16 protein-coding genes are annotated in these 18,495 nt (G+C 63.8%); 4 read left to right on the top strand and 12 right to left on the bottom strand.

The window, feature by feature from the left end; genetic code table 11:
• Positions 1-25: 25 nt before the first annotated feature.
• Entirely contained in the window at positions 26-1,006 is a 981-nt protein-coding gene (locus tag FVE66_RS18165; RefSeq protein WP_151448888.1) for a Bug family tripartite tricarboxylate transporter substrate binding protein, read from the bottom strand.
• Positions 1,007-1,389: 383 nt separating this feature from the next.
• Here FVE66_RS18165 and FVE66_RS18170 point away from each other — a divergent pair, with 383 nt between their 5' ends.
• The gene (locus tag FVE66_RS18170) at positions 1,390-2,358 is read left to right on the top strand and encodes a Bug family tripartite tricarboxylate transporter substrate binding protein (protein WP_151448889.1); all 969 of its coding nucleotides are present in this window, start codon (positions 1,390-1,392) and stop codon (positions 2,356-2,358) included.
• Positions 2,359-2,414: 56 nt separating this feature from the next.
• Here the strand turns inward: FVE66_RS18170 and FVE66_RS18175 are convergent, their stop codons facing one another.
• The 11 genes from FVE66_RS18175 to FVE66_RS18225 all read right to left on the bottom strand — a co-directional run bounded on the left by FVE66_RS18175 (position 2,415) and on the right by FVE66_RS18225 (position 14,144).
• Positions 2,415-3,650: a YlbE family protein gene (locus FVE66_RS18175; RefSeq protein ID WP_151448890.1), complete on the bottom strand. Its 1,236-nt coding sequence runs from the start codon at positions 3,648-3,650 to the stop codon at positions 2,415-2,417.
• 6 nt (positions 3,651-3,656) lie between these two features.
• Complete coding sequence (locus FVE66_RS18180) at positions 3,657-4,469, bottom strand: ABC transporter ATP-binding protein (RefSeq protein ID WP_241673273.1); 813 nt, start codon at positions 4,467-4,469, stop codon at positions 3,657-3,659.
• Entirely contained in the window at positions 4,466-5,230 is a 765-nt protein-coding gene (locus FVE66_RS18185) for an ABC transporter ATP-binding protein (RefSeq protein WP_151448891.1), read from the bottom strand. Before FVE66_RS18185 ends, FVE66_RS18180 begins: the two co-directional genes overlap by 4 nt.
• Complete coding sequence (locus FVE66_RS18190) at positions 5,227-6,228, bottom strand: branched-chain amino acid ABC transporter permease (RefSeq protein ID WP_151448892.1); 1,002 nt, start codon at positions 6,226-6,228, stop codon at positions 5,227-5,229. Before FVE66_RS18190 ends, FVE66_RS18185 begins: the two co-directional genes overlap by 4 nt.
• The gene (locus FVE66_RS18195; protein WP_151448893.1) at positions 6,225-7,088 is read right to left on the bottom strand and encodes a branched-chain amino acid ABC transporter permease; all 864 of its coding nucleotides are present in this window, start codon (positions 7,086-7,088) and stop codon (positions 6,225-6,227) included. Before FVE66_RS18195 ends, FVE66_RS18190 begins: the two co-directional genes overlap by 4 nt.
• A gap of 106 nt (positions 7,089-7,194) precedes the next feature.
• Positions 7,195-8,388, bottom strand: a complete 1,194-nt coding sequence (locus tag FVE66_RS18200; protein ID WP_151448895.1) for an amino acid ABC transporter substrate-binding protein — start codon at positions 8,386-8,388, stop codon at positions 7,195-7,197.
• Between the two features lie 52 nt (positions 8,389-8,440).
• The gene (locus FVE66_RS18205; RefSeq protein ID WP_151448896.1) at positions 8,441-9,094 is read right to left on the bottom strand and encodes an SRPBCC family protein; all 654 of its coding nucleotides are present in this window, start codon (positions 9,092-9,094) and stop codon (positions 8,441-8,443) included.
• On the bottom strand, positions 9,084-9,614 hold the full coding sequence (locus FVE66_RS18210) for a (2Fe-2S)-binding protein (RefSeq protein WP_151448897.1): 531 nt from the start codon (positions 9,612-9,614) through the stop codon (positions 9,084-9,086). The genes FVE66_RS18205 and FVE66_RS18210 overlap by 11 nt, the downstream gene beginning before the upstream one ends.
• The gene (locus FVE66_RS18215) at positions 9,611-10,465 is read right to left on the bottom strand and encodes an FAD binding domain-containing protein (RefSeq protein ID WP_151448898.1); all 855 of its coding nucleotides are present in this window, start codon (positions 10,463-10,465) and stop codon (positions 9,611-9,613) included. The genes FVE66_RS18210 and FVE66_RS18215 overlap by 4 nt, the downstream gene beginning before the upstream one ends.
• Entirely contained in the window at positions 10,462-12,858 is a 2,397-nt protein-coding gene (locus FVE66_RS18220; RefSeq protein WP_151448899.1) for a xanthine dehydrogenase family protein molybdopterin-binding subunit, read from the bottom strand. Before FVE66_RS18220 ends, FVE66_RS18215 begins: the two co-directional genes overlap by 4 nt.
• Positions 12,859-12,872: 14 nt before the next feature.
• Complete coding sequence (locus FVE66_RS18225; RefSeq protein WP_151448900.1) at positions 12,873-14,144, bottom strand: amidohydrolase/deacetylase family metallohydrolase; 1,272 nt, start codon at positions 14,142-14,144, stop codon at positions 12,873-12,875.
• A gap of 432 nt (positions 14,145-14,576) precedes the next feature.
• Here FVE66_RS18225 and FVE66_RS18230 point away from each other — a divergent pair, with 432 nt between their 5' ends.
• From FVE66_RS18230 to FVE66_RS18240, 3 genes are all read left to right on the top strand, one after another.
• Positions 14,577-15,110: a MarR family winged helix-turn-helix transcriptional regulator gene (locus tag FVE66_RS18230; RefSeq protein ID WP_151448901.1), complete on the top strand. Its 534-nt coding sequence runs from the start codon at positions 14,577-14,579 to the stop codon at positions 15,108-15,110.
• Positions 15,111-15,255: 145 nt separating this feature from the next.
• Positions 15,256-17,070, top strand: a complete 1,815-nt coding sequence (gene pabB / locus FVE66_RS18235; protein ID WP_166454489.1) for an aminodeoxychorismate synthase component I — start codon at positions 15,256-15,258, stop codon at positions 17,068-17,070.
• 244 nt (positions 17,071-17,314) lie between these two features.
• A complete protein-coding gene (locus tag FVE66_RS18240; protein WP_151448903.1) occupies positions 17,315-18,268 on the top strand; it encodes a LysR family transcriptional regulator in 954 nt (317 codons plus the stop codon).
• The last annotated feature ends 227 nt before the right edge of the window (positions 18,269-18,495 follow it).

Here is an 18,495-nt window from a genome sequence, read left to right on the forward strand (position 1 = left end):
GGACAGGATGCTATCAGCATCGCCTTCAGTCGCGCCGGATGCCGGCGCGCTTGACGATCTCTGCCCAGCGCACGATTTCAGTAGCCTGGAAAGCCGCCAGCGCCTCCGGCGTGGAGGTTGACACCTCGCCACCGATGTCGGCAAAGCGGGCCTTGTTGGCGGCCGTATTGAATGACTTCGCCAGGTCCCCATTGATCTGCTGCTGGATGGCGGGCGCGATGCCGGCCGGCGCGTACAGCGCATACCAGGCGAAGGCGTTGAAGTCTTTCAGGCCGCTCTCGGCCAGCGTGGGGACGTCCGGCAAGACCGGTGAACGCTGTGCCGTGGTCACGGCCAGCGCTTTCACCTTGCCGCCCTTGATCAGCGGCAGCGCCGCGACCGATTGTTCAACGATGAAATTGATCTGTCCGCCAAGCAGGTCGGTCAGGGCCGGCGCAATACCCTTGTACGGCACATGCATCATGTTCAGGTTGGCCACGCTGGCCAGCATCACGCCGTTGGTGTGCTCGGTGGTGCCGTTGCCGGCAGAGCCGTAGGAAAGCTTGCCCGGATTGGCGCGGGCATAGTTCAGGAATTCCTGCACATTGTTTGCCGGCACCGTCTGGTTCACGATCAGCACGCTCGGCATCTTGAGCAACATCGAGATCGGCGTGAAGTCCTTCACCGCGTCGTAACGAATATCCTTGTGGATGTGCTGGTTGACCGTCATCACGCCGATCGAACCGAGGAACAGCGTATAGGGATCGCCGGCCGCGCGGGCCACTGCCTCTGCACCGACCATGCCGCCGGCACCCGGCCTGTTTTCCACGATGACCGTCTGCCCCCATGCAGACTGCAAGCCGGAAGCGACTGCGCGTCCGATGTTGTCGGCAGCGCCACCCGGAGGAAACGGGACGACCAGCTTGACCGGCTTGTCAGGGTAACGGGCCGGACTGGCTGTCTGTGCGAATGCGGGGGCGATGGCGGCTGCCATCAATGTTGCAGCGAGCAGGTTCAGCAGTTTCATGTCGTCTCCATGGGTCCGCGCCCTGGGACGAAAATGGCCCTGGCGTCGTCTTGTTTGACGTGAAGTCTACCCTTGCTCGCACGAGCGTGCAACGATACCTCGCACATATGTGCAAGAAATGAAGGCTCCGGCCTGGCAAAGCGGAGGAGACAGGAATGCTGGCATCGCATGCCAGCCCCGGAATTTTTCGACGACGGCTTTGTCGGAATCGGATTGGTCGGCAAGCCGCGCGGATCACGCACCAATCTTTTCAGGCGCTTTCCAACCGCTGGCGCATCGCGCCGGTTTGCCGCATCATGGACTCCCGGCCCGGGGCGCACGGGCACCGTTTACCCGCTGCCAAGGTCGACAAGCAATATCAACAACTACAACGAGAAATCAAAATGAGACCAAGGATGATTCGCAAACTCGCCGGCGCAGCCCTGTTGCTGTGCTCTTCCGCCGCATTCGGCCAGGCCTTTCCCGCCAGCACGGTCACACTGGTCGTTCCCAATCCCCCCGGTGGCCTGGTCGACACTTCCGCCCGACTGGTGGGCGAGCCGCTGTCGCGCCTGCTGAAGCAGACAGTGGTGGTCGACAACCGGCCCGGCGGCAGCGGAAATATCGCCTACCAGATGGTGGCGCGCTCGAAACCGGATGGCTACACGCTGCTGACATCCTACTCGGCCTACCATACCGGCAATCCGAACCTGATGAAGAACCTGCCGTGGCAGCCGAAGGATTTCACACCGGTGGCGCTGCTGACGGTGGCGACCAACGTCGTCGCGGTCCATCCGTCGCTGCCGGTGAACAACCTGAAGGAACTGATCGAGTACGCGAAGAAGAACCCGGGGAAAATCAATTACGCGTCGCAGGGCAACGGTTCGCTCTCCCATCTCGGCACCGAGTTGTTCAAGCAGCTGACCAACACCGAGATCACGCACGTCCCCTACAAGGGATCGGGGCAGGCGATCCAGGACGTGCTGGCCGGGCAGGTTCAGCTGTTCATCACCACCCCGCCGTCGGTGATGCAGCACGTGCAGGCGGGCAAGCTGAAGGCGCTCGCCATCGCCGGCAAGAACCGTCATCCGATGCTGCCCAACGTGCCGACCACTGCAGAAGCCGGCCTGCCCGGCTTTGAACTGGAAAGCTGGGTCGGCCTGTTCGCGCCCGCCGCGACCCCGCCGGCGGTGGTGACGAAGCTGAGCGAAGAAGTGAAACGCGCACTTGAACAGCCGGAGGCGAAGCAGCAGGCTGCCGGGCAAGGCATCGAGCTGCGCTATCTGCCGCCCGAGGCGCTCAACGCACTGGTACGCAAGGAACTGGACTACTGGGGCAAAGTCATCAAGACCGCGAAAATCACGCTCGACTGACGCTTTCACTGCACGGCTGCGCGGGGCCGGCGGCGGTAACTCTCAGGATTGCGGGGTCAGGAGTCCTGCTCCGCGAGCCGCAACGCTGCCACTGCCTTCGCAAAAAGCTCGGGCGATGGCGTGAACACACCGCGGCCCAACAGGCCGTGCTCCCCATTGGCGTCGATCATGGCAATCGCGGCCAGTGGCGCCAGGCCGCTTGCCACGACGCGTCCGGCATCCAGTCCGGCACGCAAACCGGCGTCCGCAAATGCCGGGTGGGTGCCGATCAGGAGCGCGGGCCGGTCCTGCCAGCGGGCCGGCAAGCACCCTTGCAGCGCGGCGCTGATCTCGGGTGAAAAGGACAAGGCCTGGCCGCCGAACCCGACGGCATCGATTGCCCCGCTGTCTCCGATCACCGGCAGCGGCTCCGCTTGCAGGCCGGGATTGAAGCGCGGGCCAACGGGCGGACGCCCGGGCTCGGTAATCCATTGCGACGGGTTGCCGGCCAGGCGGATGCCGAAATGCTCGCCATTGCCGGCAAAGCCCACCACCAGGCTCGACGTCCGGTCTCGCCCGCGGTCGGCGGCGGCGTCCAGCATCAGATGACACGCCGCCATCCACAAGGTGAGGAAAAACAAGGGGCTCGAGGCCAGCATGCTCGCCACTTCGGGCGGCGCATCGTCGGGCAAGGCGGGAATCAGGCGTTCACACAATGCCGCATTGGCCGCACTTGTGCGGCCATGCATGTCGTCGCCACCCGCCAGGCCTGCAGTGGCCAACTGATTGAGCTCGATCGCCCCCTTCTGCAATGCGGCCGACAGCGTAGGCGCAAGCACACGGTCGCGCCAGAGCAGCCGCGGCTGTATCTCCGGATTGCGGCTGCCAAAGCGGATTTGCGGGCCGGCGCCGCTACCCAGCAGCGACCAGGCACGCCGCGCCGGCTGGCCACCGTTCAGGTCCGTCACCTCCACCAGCGAGGTGGACGGCGATATCACCGCTGCCAGCGGCGTCACTGCACCGTGCTGCTGGGCAGGAAAAAGCGCGATTCGTCCATCTTCGATCAGACGCTGCGCTTGCGCCTCGTCCTGTGCCCATCCCTCATGCAAACAGCACAGGATGGCAGAGGCCAGCACCGGCTTGGGCGGCTGCCGCGGATTGTCCAGCGGCGGCCCGGCGTGCAACAGCGTATCTTCCGGCAGGCCGAGCGCCTCGCGCGCAGTGCGCACCGCAGTCCATGCCGGTCGCACCTTGCCAAGCCGCGCCAGCGCGTTCAGGTTGGCCTGGCTGATGGATGCAATTGAAATATCCATGCTGCCTCAAATCCCCATGTACGCCTGGCGTATGCGCGGGTCCTCGGCGAGCTCCGCCGTTGAGCCGGAAAGGGAAACACGCCCCGTTTCCACCACAAACGCCTGGCTGGCCAGATCGAACGCAGTCAGCACATCCTGCTCCACCAGCAAGATCGTCAGGCCGGCGCGATTGATTTCCAACAGCGCCTCGCCCAGCTTTTCGACCGCGCGCGGCGCCAGCCCCAGCGATAACTCATCGATCATCAGCAACTGCGGGCGCGACATGATGCCGCGTCCAATCGCGCACATCTGCTGCTCGCCGCCGGAAAGGGTGGTCGCGTCCTGCTTCTCGCGCTCCTTCAGGATCGGGAACATGCTGTAGATGAACTCCAGGTCATGTTCAATCTCGGCCCGGCTGTCATTGCGCATGTAGGCGCCCAGCAGCAGATTGTCACGGATCGACAGCCCGCGGAACAGCCGCCGCCCCTCGGGCACATGGGCGACGCCGGCACTGAGCATGGCGTCCGGCGTGGCGCCCGTCAGGTCGCGGCCGGCGAAATTGATGGTGCCGGAGTTAACCCGGACCATGCCCGATATGGTGCGCAAAAGCGTCGACTTGCCGGCGCCGTTGGAGCCGACGATGCAAGTGATCGCACCCGCCTTCACCTGCAGGTCGACGCCCCACAACACCTGCACGTCGCCATAGCCGGCGGTCAATCCGGAGATGCTCAGCAGGGATACGTGTTCGCGAGCTGCCGTCCCGAGGGGTGCACTCTCCTTTTCGGCCGGCCCCGTTGCCGGCATCGCCGGCGGGACATATGGTTGGTCGACCAGCATCATGCAATCTCCTTTTTCGCCATCGCGTTCTCGCGTGCCGCGAATTTGTTTCCGAGGTAGGCCTCGATCACGCGGGGATCGTTCAGCACCGCATTCGGCGCGCCCTGGCTGATCAGCTCGCCGTGATGCAGCACCAGCACCCGCTGGCTCAGCGAGGTGACCACCTTCATCAAATGCTCTATCAGCAAGATCGTGATCCCGCGCGCAGCAATCGCGCGCATCAGCCCCAGTGCCTGGTCGATTTCGGATGTGTTGAGACCGGCATTCACCTCGTCCAGCAGCAGCAGTTTCGGCTTCATGGCCAGGCTCTTTGCCAGCTCCAGCCGCTTGCGGGATGGCAGGGTCAGGGCAGTTGCCGGCCGGTGGGCCTGCGGCGCGAGGCCGACGAATTCCAGATGCTCCATCGCGTCGCGCTCGGCCTGGGCGCCACTGATTGCGCCGCCGGCGAACAGTGCGCCGGCCTTGACGTTTTCCAGCACCGTCATTTGCGGAAACGGCTGCACGATCTGGAAGGTGCGCGCCAGGCCAGAGCGCGCGGCTTCATTCGGGCGCTGCCGGGTGACGTCCTTGCCGCAAAAGACGACGCTGCCTTCGCTGGCGTTCAGGACGCCCGTGATCAGGTTGACCAGCGTAGTCTTGCCGGCGCCGTTGGGACCGATCAGTCCGACGATCTCGCCTTGCTCCAGGTCGAAGCTGACATTGTTGGTTGCCAGCAGGCCGCCGAAACGCTTGCTCAGGTTGCGCACTTCAAGAAGCTTGCTCATGAGCGCGCCTCCACTGGCAATGCGGTCTTGCGCCGCAGCATGGGCACGCGATCGAACAAGCGCCGGTAATCCAGCTTCAGCAAGCCACCCGGCAGGAAGAAGATCAGCAGCACGATCACCACGCCCAGGATCGCCTGGTGATAATCGAGGAACTGCGCCCAGATGGATTCTTCCATCAGCACGAAGGCGGCGGAGCCAACCAGCGGACCGTACACGGTGCCGACGCCGCCCAGCATCGCCATGACCGGCACTTTCAAGGTAAGGACGATGCCGAATGCGTCGGCCGGCGCAATGTAGGAAACCCAGGAAGCGTAGATGGCGCCGACCGTGCCGCAGTAGACAGCTGACAAGGTGAATGCCGCCGTCTTGTACCGGACCACCCGCACGCCGACCATGTCTGCCGCGTCTTCGTTCTGATTGATGCAGCGCAGGCCGAAGCCGAGCGGCGAGCGGTCCACGATCAGCGTCGTCGCCCACGCCAGCACCATCACGGCCAGCATGGCGTACAGGAAAACCCTGCCGGCAAAGTCCGGGCCGCCCGGCATGATCGCCACATTCAACCCGTCGCCGCCGCCGGTCACGCCCGACCACAGTGAAGCAATCAGGCGCAACACCTCGACCAGCGTGATCGATCCGATGGCGAAGTAATGTCCCTTCATCCGCAAGATGCCAGCGCCCATCAGCGCGGCAAAAATGGTAACGAAGACCGTGGCGCCAATCCATGCGAGCACCATCGGCGCTCCGGCGTTTTGCAACAGGCCCCCGGCATAGCTGCCCAGGCCGACGAACGCTGCCGTCGAGAAGGATGGATAGCCGCAATAGCCGCCGATGAAATTCCAGGACAGCGCCAGCGCGCCATACATGCAGACGAAGGTAGCGAGCCGGACATAATAGTTGTCGGCAATCCAGGGCATGAGGGCAAGCGCCAGCACCCAGATGCCAAACACGATATGCGCGGTCCTCGGCTTGCGCGGTGCGGGAGAGATAGCGGATTTCATTCGTATCCTTTCTTGCCGATCAGGCCGGTCGGTCTTGTCATCAGGAGCGCCATCATGATCAGCGACCCCAGCAGAATTGCGTATTGCGCACCGAGGAAATTGCCGGCGACGCTTTCAATCAGGCCCAGTGCCAGTCCGCCCACCAGCGCGCCCGGCACTGAACCGAGCCCGCCGATCACGCAGATCGCGAAAGCCTTGCCCAGCAGCAGGCCAGTGATATTGGTCGTGACCGGGAACACGATCGCCATGAGCGAGCCGCAGGCGCCTGCCATCAGCGCGGAGATGCCGAAGGTGATCGCATACACCTTGTTGACCTTGATGCCCATCAGCGCGGCGGCGTCGCTGTCCATGCGCACGGCGACGATCGCACGCCCCACCCTGGAGCTGCGCAACACGTAGTAAAGGATCCCGGTCAGCGCGAAAGCGAGCAACATCGCGACCAGCCGGTCGTTGGGCATGATGACGCCGGCAATTTCAGTGCGCCCGAGGTCAAGCGAGACCCGGCGCGGCGTCGCGTCGAAGCCAAGGTTCATGAAGTTGTACAGGATCATGTCCAGGCCGAATGTCAGCGTCAGCGTCGTCAGAACCGGCTGCGCAACCACGCGGTTGATCATTGTGTATTGCAGCAGATAGCCCAGGAAGAACAGCAGCGCGCTGATCGCAAACAGCGCGACGAAAGGGTTCAGGCCCAGGTGCAGCCAGGCGAAGTAGGTCAGGTAGCCGCCCAGGACGATGAAGCTGCCGTGCAGCATGTTGATCACGTTGAGCACTCCCCATACCAGGGAGAAGCCCACCGCAATACATGCATACAGGGATCCGAGCATCAGTCCATTGACCAGGATTTGTACAAGTAAAGTCATGTTCGATCGGGTCCGATAAAGGGGTGGAAGAAGGTGACGGCTGACGGCTCCATCCACCCCGGTTCTGGCATCGCCGGCGATCCGGCCGCCGGGCGATGCCGCATGCTCAACGAGCCGTAACCGCTTTCAGGTTGGCCTGCTTGACTGCTTCAGGGAACAAGACCACCACTTTCTTGTTCTGCACCTGGATGATCGGCAGGTCACGCCCGCTGTTCATGCCGTTGGCGCCAAACTTGATGGGGCCGAAAAAGGTGATCACATCGAGCGAGGCCAGTGCATCGCGCACTTTTGCCTTGTCCAGCGTGCCGGCTTTTTCGATTGCCATTTGCAGCGCAACCAGCGCGGCGGCGGAAGAAGCATGCACATAGTCGGGGTCATGCTTTTCGCGTGCGTGGAACTCGTCGTAGAAGGCCTTGGTCGAGCCCCAGACATCGTTCGACTTGTACTGGGTCAGGTGGTGCCACCAGGTGGTGCTGGTGATGTTCTCGGCCAGCGGTCCGAGCGCATCGATGAACTCCTGGTAGGCCGGACCGGTGATCATGGTAACGATCGGCGCGGTCACGCCGAGGTCGGCCATTTGCTTGCGGGCCAGGATCAGGTCCTTGGAGTAGCCGGTGATGTAGATCCAGTCAGCGCCCGAGGACTTGATCTTGGACAGCGAGGCAGAATGATCCAGTGCGCCGACCGGATACAGTTCGTTGTGCACGACTTGCATGCCGGCCTTGTCGGCAAGTTCTTTCATCGTGGCTGCCATCGAGCGCGGGAACACGTCCTCACGTCCGAGGATCGCGATTTTCTTCACGTTGGGCAGCTGCTTGGGGAAGGTCTTCAGCATGGTGTCAACCAGGCCGCCGTTTGGCGCCAGCGTGCCGAACATGAACTTGTAACCCTGGTTGAACACCGATTCCGACGATGCCACCGGCGCCATCACCGGAACGCCATAGCGCTCCGCCACACCGGCCACTACCTTGGTATGACCGGAGCCAAAGGGCGAAGTCAGGAAGCTGACCTTGTCCTGGGTGATCAGCTTTTCTGCCAGTTGCTGGGCGCGTTTTTCATCGGACTGGTAGTCGTAGGTCACCAGCTCGACTTTCATTTTCTGGGCGCCGACCTTGATGCCGCCGGTGGCGTTGACGCGCTTGACCCACATGTCGTAAGCGACCTGTTGTTTCTTGCCTTCGTCAGCCAGACCGCCGGTCAAGGCCAGTGGAGCGCCGATCTTGATGGTCGACTGGGCCTGGGCGCTTGCGCCGGCCAGGAACAGTAGTGCGGGAAGCAGATGCCTGAGTCCGAATTTCATGATGTCCTCAAAAAGAAAAAGTGGGAAATGCCCTGGAGCCTGGGTACGACGATCAAACTTTCTTGTCCGGCCTGAAAAAGCCCTTTACACGCGCCACCAGCATTGGCCAGAACAGGCGGCCGAGGTCGAGCGGCGCATTCGGACTGGCCGCCGGCGACGGCTTGCTGACCTCCGCCGACGGCGGCACGCTGCCGGCAGAGGTGATGGATGGTTCCGGAATCGGGATCACGGCGGCGCCGGCTTGCACGCTTTCCGCCTCCAGTGTCTGGCGCAGGTTTTCGGCAAATGCCTCAGTCATGCGCGCGGCCAGCTCCTGCACGATGCCGCCGCGGGAAAATTGGGCAAGGCTGCCGGCGATGGTGAAATCTACGCTGACGTCGACCCGTGTGGACGGCGACGGACCAGCCTGTTCATGCAGTGAAAATGCCGCTTCGCCCTTGACCCGCGATCCGCTCTTGCGGTCGCTGCCGCCACCCGCCACGCTGCCCTGGAAGCCGCTGTCGTCCAGTGTCATCATGGCGTCGCCGGCAAAGGCGGCGACGATCGGTCCGAGCTTGACGGTCATGGCCAGCTTCAACATGCCGTCGACTGGCGGCGCGCTCAGCGACGCGCCCGGCAGGCAAGCGACGATGCCCTCGGCATTCCGGAAGCTGCGCCAGACCAGCGCCCGCGGAAACGGCACCTGGAAACTTTGTTCAACTTGCATGGGGCCCGTCCTTGTCCATGCTTGCGGCGCCCGCGGCAGCGCGAGCTTCACGATCTGCACGACGCGCATCCAGCACGCGGCGAATCGCTCGCACCAGTCCGACATAGCCGGTGCAGCGGCACAGGTTGCCCGACAGTTCGTGGCGGATGCGCGCCTCGTCCGCATCGGGGATGCGGGTCACGATGTCACGCGCGGTGGCCAGCATGCCGGGTGTGCAATAGCCGCATTGCAGCGCGTGCTCGGCCGTGAACGCCGCCCGCAGTTCGGCCATCACCGGGTCCTGGTCAAAGTCTTCGATGGTGCGAACCTCTGCGCCCTGGCAGGTGACGGCAAAGGTAATGCAGGAGCGCTGCGGCACGCCGTCGATCATCACGGTGCAGGCGCCGCAGACGCCCTGCTCGCAACCGAGATTTGTTCCGGTCAGCATGCGCGTTTCGCGCAGGAAATCGGCCAGGTGGGTACGGGGCTCGACGGCGCATTGCACCGTGCTGCCGTTGACTTTCAATTCGATCGGTTTCATTCGGCTTTTCCGGTCAGGGACATGTTCGGCGCGGACAAGGCTTGTGCCGCACGTTCCAGCGCGACGGCGTGGATCCGGTATTCGTAGGTGTCCGGCGCCAGGCCGGCGGCCTGCAACTGCGCCCGGGCGAACGGCTCGTTCCAACCGTCGACCAGCGGCGATGCATCCGCAATCACGAACGGCGTGGCTTCGATGGCGCCGATAACGGCGCGGCAAATTCCTCGCACGGGGTCGACCACGAATGCTGCAATCGCTTCCGCAAACTCGCCGGGCTTGCGATTGAACTTGTAATAGCTCCAGCGAGCCGAGGCCGACAATTTGGCAATTCGCACGCCGGTCAGGATTTCATCCTCGGCCAGGGCGGTGGTGAAGGCGCCCGACATCCAGCCTGCGTTGCCGACGATGCGGCTGCCGCCAGGCCCGGTGACCAGGTATTGCGCGTCCAGCAAGGCCATCACGTTGATCCAGTCTGCTGCCGGATCCGCGTGCGCCAGGCTGCCGCCGATGGTGCCGCGGTTGCGCACCGCGCGGTAGGCGATATTGCGTGCCACGTACGGCATCAGGCCACGGGTCGGGTCGGGCACCTTGCCGTCCTCGATCGCGGCGTGCGTGGTGCAGGCGCCGAGCACGATCGCATCCGGCTCGACATCCGGTACGTCAACCCAGCCATCCAGGGCGGCAATTGCACGCAGGTCGATCAGCATCTCAGGTTGCGCCAGACGCAGGTTCATCATCGGGCCGAGCGACTGTCCGCCGGCGACCGGTTTGTTCATGCCCGCCCCCGTTCCCAACAGGGCGATCGCATCGCCGGTGGAAGTCGGCCGGGCGTAATCGAAGCTGGCGGCCTTCATGCGACTTTCCTTTCTGCTGCGGTCGCCCCGGTCACAGCGGCCAGCGCATCGAGGATCACGCGCGGCGTGATCGGTAATTCATTGACCATCGCACCCAGCGGGCGCAGTGCGTCGTTGACGGCATTGGCAACTGCTGCGGTGGAGCCGATGGCGCCGCTCTCGCCTATGCCCTTCTGGCCGAATTCCGTATAGGGGGCCGGTGTTTCCATGTGTTCGATCCGGATCGCCGGCACTTCGGTTGCGCCCGGCAAGATGTAGTCGGCCAGGGTCGATGCCAGCGGCTGCCCTTCCGGGCTGTAGCGCATTGCCTCGTACAACGCCGTGCCTATGCCCTGTGCGGCGCCGCCGTAGACCTGGCCGTCGACCACCATCGGGTTGATCAGCACGCCGCCGTCTTCAACGATGACGTAGTCGAGCAACTCGACCTTGCCCAGTTGTACGTCGACCGCCGCCACAATCGCGTGGCAGGCATAGCTGAAGGTTCCGGTATCGCGTTTGGCCTGATAGGTGGTGGCTACTTCCAGGCCGCGAGCATCCACATCCGGCGGCAGCAATTGCGGCTTCAGGTACCAGACGTGGGCAATCTCGGCCAGCGTTACCCGCGCGCCGGCGCTGACGGCGACATCGCCTTCCCAGCTGACCTGCGCGGCATCGGTCTTCAACAGCCACGCTGCAATCTTCAACAGCCGCTGCTTCAATTCCTTGCAAGCCTGTCCTACCGCGCCGCCTGCCATCACAATGGAGCGGGAGCCCCAGGTGCCGGTTGAATACGGCGTGACGCCGGTATCGCCCAGCACCACCCGCACGCGCCCGGGGTCGATGCCCAGCACTTCGTTGGCGATCTGCGCCAGCGTGGTTTCCATGCTCTGGCCATGCGAATGCACGCCAGCCCGCATTTCCAGGATGCCATCCGGCGACAGCCGTATGTTCACCGGTTCGCGTCCCGGCACCATCGGAATGCCCCAACCGTGATAGACCGATGTGCCATGCGCGCCCTGCTCGCAGAACACGGCCATGCCGAATCCGATGCGGCGGCCATCCGGCTCGCCTTGCTGCTGGCGCGCCCGCACGGCGTCGAGGTCGATCGCCTTGATCGCGCGCCGCACGCACTCCGGATAGTCGCCACTGTCGAAATGCTTGTTGGTGATGTTGTCGAAGGGCATTTCGTCCGCTTGAACCAGATTGCGCAAGCGCACTTCATGCGGCTCAAGTCCGGCTTCGACGGCGATCGCATCCATCACGGTCTCCATCGCATAGCAAACGCCGGTACGGGCGACGCCGCGAAACGGCAGGATCGGCGGCTTGTTGGTGGCAACCGACCAGGTACGGCAGCGGTAGCGGTCCATCTTGTAAGGGCCAGGCAGGATGCTGCTCACCTGGGCCGCTTCCAGGCAGGCCGAGAACGGATAGGACGAATACGCGCCGGAATCGACAGTCGCCTCGCAGTCGATGCCGATCAGCCGGCCATCGCGATCGGCGTAGGCGGTGATGTCGTAATCGTGCTCGCGGCAATTCGCGTTGGCGGTAAGTTGCTCGCGCCGGTCTTCTATCCAGCGAACCGGGCGCCCCAGGCGCATCGCCAGCCAGGCCACGGCCACCTCTTCCGGCAGCAGGATTCCTTTGTAGCCGAAGCCGCCGCCGACGTCGGGCGCGATCACACGGACCTGGCCTTCGTCCAGGCCGAGGCAAGCTGCCAGTCCGGTGCGGTTGATGTGCGGCATCTGCGCCGCGGTGTACACGATCAGCTGGCCCAGCCGCCGGTCCCAGTCGGCGACCACGCCACGCCCTTCCATCGGCGCCATGCTCTGGCGCGCGGTCCGCAGCAAGCGGTGCACCTTGATAGGCGCGTTGCGGCAGACCGCATCGAAATCATTGCCGTCCTGGCAGCCCACGGCAGTTTCCAGGAACACGTTGTCGCCCCAGTGCTCATGCACCAGCGCCGAGGCAGGCAAGCGCGCGTCCAGCATGTCCACCACCGCGGGCAACTCGTCGAAATCAACGAATACTTGCGCGGCCAGGTCTTCGGCCTGCGCGCGCGTGTCGGCCACGCACATCGCGATCATCTCGCCGACCTGCCGCACCTTGTCGGCTGCCAGCACCGGTTGCGCGGATGGCTTGAAACCCTTCAGCCCGGAGTTTGCGACGATGGGCTTGACCCCGGCCAGATCGGTCAACGTGAATACCGCGTGCTCCATCCCTGGCGGCTTTTCGATGCCGCGTATGCGGCCGTGCGCCACCGGGCTGCGCGCAAACGCCACATCCTGCATGCCGACCATGCGGATATTGGCGACGTATCCACCGCGCCCACGCATGAAGCGATCATCCTCCTTGCGCAGCAAGGAAGCGCCTATGCCCTTGTGGGCAACGCCGGGGGACTCGGGTTTTTCGTTCATGCTGGCTCCTGTGCTCAGGCTGACTGCAGGGCCGGAAGGACCGGAAGAATCGGCGCATCGGCGTCAAAGCGTTCGCCGGCCCGCAGGCAGAACAGCGGCGCCAGCTTCTGCCGCGCAATGACCTGGTTGCCTTCGTTGTCCGTCATCACCCAACTGCCGCGGGCGTCTTCCAGCACCGTGATATCCGCCACGCGCCCGGGTTGCAGTGTGCCGATTTCGTCTTCCATGCCGATCATGCGCGCCGCATTGATGGTGACCATGGGCACAACCTGCTCCAGCGTCAGGCCCAGCGCCAGCATGCTGGTCATGGCCGATACCAGGCTGAAGCGGGTGCGGCCGAGGAACATGTGGTCTTCGTCAGGATGCGCGGCCGGGGTGCCGGCTGGCGCTGGAACCGCGGTGTTATAGCCGTGCATGTCGGCGCCCAACGTGTCAGGGATGAAGCCGGCATCCAGGACCGTGCGCGCCATGGCGTAACTGAAATGCGAACCATGGCCGACATCGATCTTGAGTCCGCGGTTGACAGCCTCGCGCACCAGCGGGTGCACTTTTCCGTTGCGCTCGACAAAGCCGCCGGGGTGGCGGCTGAAAGGATGGGCCAGCACGTCGCCCGCTTTCAGGAGGTCAACCACCTGCTCGAAGATTGTGTCGGCATCGACCGGCAGCCCGCCGTCGGCCGGCATTGGCCACAATTGGCCGAAATGGATGTAAACCGGCAGCCCGGTGCGTACGCCGATCTCGGCGGAGGCCCGCATCACATCCACGCCCCAGCGGGCGAAGCCACCCAGCTCGGCATGTGCCTTGAGTCCTTTCACCAGGTCCGGGTTTGCCATGGCCGACCTGACCGTGGCGTCGACGTCAAGGCACTCGGGGCGGTACAACTCGGGATAGAAATGTCCCTCAAGTCCGCCAACCAGATAAGCGGACAGGAAAGCCACCACCCGCGTCTTCGACGGCTCGACGATGTAATGACGAAAACCGGGCAAGGTGATGCAACTGGCGCCGCCCTGGTCGACCAGCGTGGTCACGCCCGACCTGACGCCGCACATGTCGGGATTGAGGCCGAACCGGCCCGTCACATACTGGTAGACATGGGCATGCGTATCGATCAGGCCAGGCAGCACAAGCCGGCCGCTGCAATCGATCGTCTGCGCGTCGCCCGCAGGCAGGTCTTCACCGACCGCGGCGATGCGGCCCTGGCTGACCCGCACGTCGAGCACGGCATCGGTTCCGGTAGCGGGGTCCATCACCCGCCCGCCTTTCAGCAGAATGTCTTTGAGATTCATTTTTCAGTGCCGGCTGGCCGCCGGGAATATTGGGCAAAAGGTGCAATGCAGGATTTCGGTGGCATGGCTCTCACTCATCAGTTCATTGCTTCGGGAGGCGTTCAATTTCCTGCCTCGTGTAAGGTCGATCTGTTCAGCTGCGCGCCGCGGTGCTGCATCGCTTTGTTGTTTCCATATCGCAAGAGCCGTGCCTGCAAAAAGAGTGGCATAGCCCGCATTTTTCGCACCAGCATGTGGCGGAACGGATGCGCCGGTCAGGTCCGGACCTTCGGAATTCGACCCGGAATGGGGCGTGCCGCATCACGCTTGTGCAAAACAAGTGGCATGCCACATTTATCTGTTTTATTGATGCCAGGAGGCGGGGATTTGGCAATAGAATCCGGTTGTCGACACACTGAAGCGAGCGGAACCTGCTGTCCGCCACAGCTATCCATGCCTACCGAATTGAAGATCAGCCAGAGCAAGGCCGGCATCAAAGCGCAGTTGCGTGCCGCGCACGATCGCTCGGTGTTGCTGAGCCGGCCCGGCTTCCTGATGCGGCGCCTGCACCAGCTGCACTGCGCGCTGTTCCTTGAAGAGACCCGCGAGTTCAATATCACCCCGGTGCAATACAGTTTGCTCACCGCCCTGGCCGAGACGGCCGAGCTGGACCAGAAAAGCCTTGCACATGAAATAGGCCTGGAGCGAACCACTGTCGCCGAAGTGGTTCTCCGGCTGCAATCGCGAGGGCTGCTGGAGCGTCGCGAAAATCCGGACGACGCCCGCGTGAAGCTGGTCAGGCTGACCCGCAAGGGAAGAAACCTGGTCGAAAAGATGGCGCCTGCCGTGCAACGCGCACACGACCGCACCGTCAGCCAGATTCCCAAGGAAGAGTGCGACCTCTTCCTGTTGCAACTGATCCGGCTGGTCGAAGCGAACAACGATATTGGCAATGTCCCGTTCCGCTTGCAGGACAAGCCGCGCTGAGCGCGCAGGCACGCTAGCGCGAAACGCGCTGAATCAGCGGCGCAAAGCCATCAAGGCGATCAAGCCCTGAAGCAGGGCCGGGAGAAAATCGCCGGCCCGCCGTACAATGCGTCCTTTCATCGCGCATCGCGCCCCTGCTAACCCCATGTCCGCTTTCGCCCTGCTGGATGACTGCTCCGGCAATGGCCGCTCCCGCCTTTACACCAGGCATGTCGACACCCTGAGCTGCGACCACTGGTCGGGGCTGTCCGCGCTGCTCGACCGGCTTTCGGCAATCCATGCCGCCGGCAACAGCGTGCACGCGATATTGCTGTTCAGTTACGAGCTCGGCGAAGGCCTGCATGGCATCGAGCCACGCCGGGCAAGCACACCAGCCGCGCAGATCCTGCTTTTCGCCCGATGCGAGACTTTTTCTGCCGGCCAGGTCGACGCCTGGCTGGAGATGCACGGCAACGGCGACGCCGGGATCGCGCAGGCGGAGCCGGACATCACGCAAGCGGACTTCCGCGACGCCATTGCCCGCATCCACAACTATATAGAGGCCGGCGACACCTATCAGGTCAACTACACGATGCGCCTGCGGTTCAGGTGCTGGGGCGAACCGGCTGCACTGTACCGGCGCTTGCGCGCGCGCCAGCCTGCGCCCTACGGCGCGCTGATCGGACTGCCCGACGGCGGTGCGATCCTGTCGCTGTCGCCAGAACTGTTCCTGCAGCACCAGGACGGCAAGCTGACGGCGCGCCCCATGAAGGGCACCGCGCCTGCAAGCGGCGATCCGCTGCAGGATGCCAGCCTCGCATCCGCCCTGGCGGGCGATGCCAAGAACCGCGCCGAGAACCTGATGATCGTCGACCTGTTGCGCAACGACCTCGGCCGGGTGGCGCAGCTGGGCTCGGTGACCGTGCCGGCACTGTTCGACGTCGAGCGGCACGGCTCGGTGCTGCAGATGACCTCGACCGTGCATGCGAACCTGCGCAGCGATATGACCCTGGCCGGCATGCTGGAGGCCGTCTACCCCTGCGGCTCGATTACCGGCGCCCCCAAGCGTCGAACCATGCAGATCATCCGCGAGCTTGAAGACACGCCGCGCGGACTCTACACCGGCGCCATCGGCTGGCTCGACGCACCGCGCGATAGCCGTCAGGTCGGCGACTTCTGCCTGTCGGTTCCGATCCGTACGCTGGTGCTGCAGGAGCCGGGCGCCGATGGCTGGCGGGCAGGCGAAATGGGGGTCGGCGCCGGCATCGTCCACGACAGCGATGCAGCGGCGGAATATGCAGAATGCCAGCTGAAGGCCGGCTTCGTGACTGGCCTGCATCCCGGCTTTGCATTGTTCGAAACCATGCTCGCCACCCAAGCCGGCTGCAATCACATCGACCGCCATCTGCAGCGCCTTGCCGGCGCGGCGGCACGCTTCGGGTTCGCACTGGACCAGGCTGCGCTACGCCGCGCGATCGGGGAAGCTTGCGGCAAGCTTGCCGACGGCAATGCGCACCGGATGCGGGTCGCGCTGCAGGTGGACGGACATTGGGACATCAGCAGTGCGACCCTGACAGCACTGCAGGCCCCGGTGCGGCTGCTGGTCGCCGCCGACCGGACCGATCCGGATGCGCTGTTCTTGCGTCACAAGACCACCCTGCGCGAACGCTACGACCAAGCCTGGCGTGCGGCCGAAGCGCAGGGCGCATTCGACATGTTGTTCTTCAATACCCGAGGCGAGCTGACCGAGGGCGGCCGCAGCAATGTGTTCGTCAAGCTCGACGGCCGCTGGTATACCCCGCCGTTGTCGAGCGGGCTCCTTTCCGGCGTGATGCGCTCGGTACTGCTGGAAGACCGGGCCATGCAGGCCAGCGAGCGGGTGCTGCTGGAGGATGACTTGCGCAATGCGCAGGCGGTGATGGTGTGCAACGCGCTGCGGGGCGCGGTGGTTGCAGAAGTGGATTGGGGCAGTACAGGATGAAAGTCGGTGCCTTCGATGGAGGCTATCTGGCTGTCGGGATGTCGGGCCAAGCCCTGGCCTGCCTGGCCGGAGCGTCTCGACCCGATTTGCGCAGCCCTGCGAATCCAAGTGATAATCGAGCGCAATAGCCCGGCGTAACCGGAACGCCTGCGAATACGGGCGCAGCTTCGTCCCGCGCGCAGAAGCGCGCCAGGCTGGCGCGCCTCCTTTCACCCTGCTTCATGAAAAAACGGCAAGCTGCCCAATGAACGTCCGCTTCCTCGAAACTTTTATCTGGCTGGCAAAGCTGCGTAATTTCCGCCTGACTGCGGAACGCCTGCATACCACCCAGGCATCTGTCTCGAACCGGATCGCATCGCTGGAGCAGGACTTCGGCGTGGCGCTGTTCAACCGCAGCCCGCTTGGCGTCAACCTCACTCCCGAAGGCGCCAAGGCCCTGGTCTACGCCGAACGGATCCTGAAGCTGGCGCAGCAGATGGAGCGCGACCTGTCCGACAATACAGTCGTCACCGGAACCATCCGCATCGGCGTGATCGACACCATCGTCCACAGCTGGCTGCCGCAGTTCCTGGAACGCATCCAGCAGCTCTATCCGAAGATCCTGATCGAGCTCAACAGCGACACGACGGTTCACCTGTCGGAGCAACTGCTCAAGGGCAATCTCGACCTGTCCTTCCAGGGCACGCCGGTCGTTGACGAGGAGATCGTCAATACCAACCTGTGTGCTTTCCCGATGCGTTGGGTGGCCAGCCCCATGCTGGGCATGGGCGACGGGCCGCTCGAGGCAGCCGACCTGGCGCGCTTTCCCGTCATCAGCTTTTCCCGCCGCTCCTTGCCCCATAACGCTGTCGTCCAGCTGTTTTCCAGCGCCGGCATCGATGAGGTTCATATCAATTCGATTGCATCGGTGGCGGCCATGATCCGCCTGGCGGTGGACGGCTTCGGCGTTGCCGTCCTGCCGCCCGCGGTCATCACCCATGAACTGGCATCGCAGCGCTTGCAGCTGCTGGAGACCAGGCAGTCATTTCCCGACCTCGTGCTGTCGGCGTCCCACCGCCCGGCGCCGGTACACCCCGTCGTTGCCTCGCTGGTATCGCTGGCACGCCAGGTCGTTTCCGATTTCAGCCTGCAGCATGGCACCGGGATGGCCGTGGTGCCACGCGAATACCCGTCGCAGCCAACGACTGACAGCGTTTAGCCGTCCCGCCCTCGCCCTCGCCCTCGCCACCAGATTTTTTCAGATGCAGGTGCGCCACTTCGGGATTATCAGCTTGGCAAAATTTCCCTGTTGCAGTGCAGTATCCGCCGCCACACAGTGAATCGGCGCTGCAATTCCCGGGGCAATGCACCCGATCCATGCGAGATAAGAAAACCTTATCGGGAAGAGATAATTTTTCTGGTTGGACACCTGCACCGACACAACCC

Source organism: Lacisediminimonas profundi, from assembly GCF_008831265.1.
Taxonomy (GTDB): Bacteria; Pseudomonadota; Gammaproteobacteria; order Burkholderiales; family Burkholderiaceae_D; genus Lacisediminimonas; species Lacisediminimonas profundi.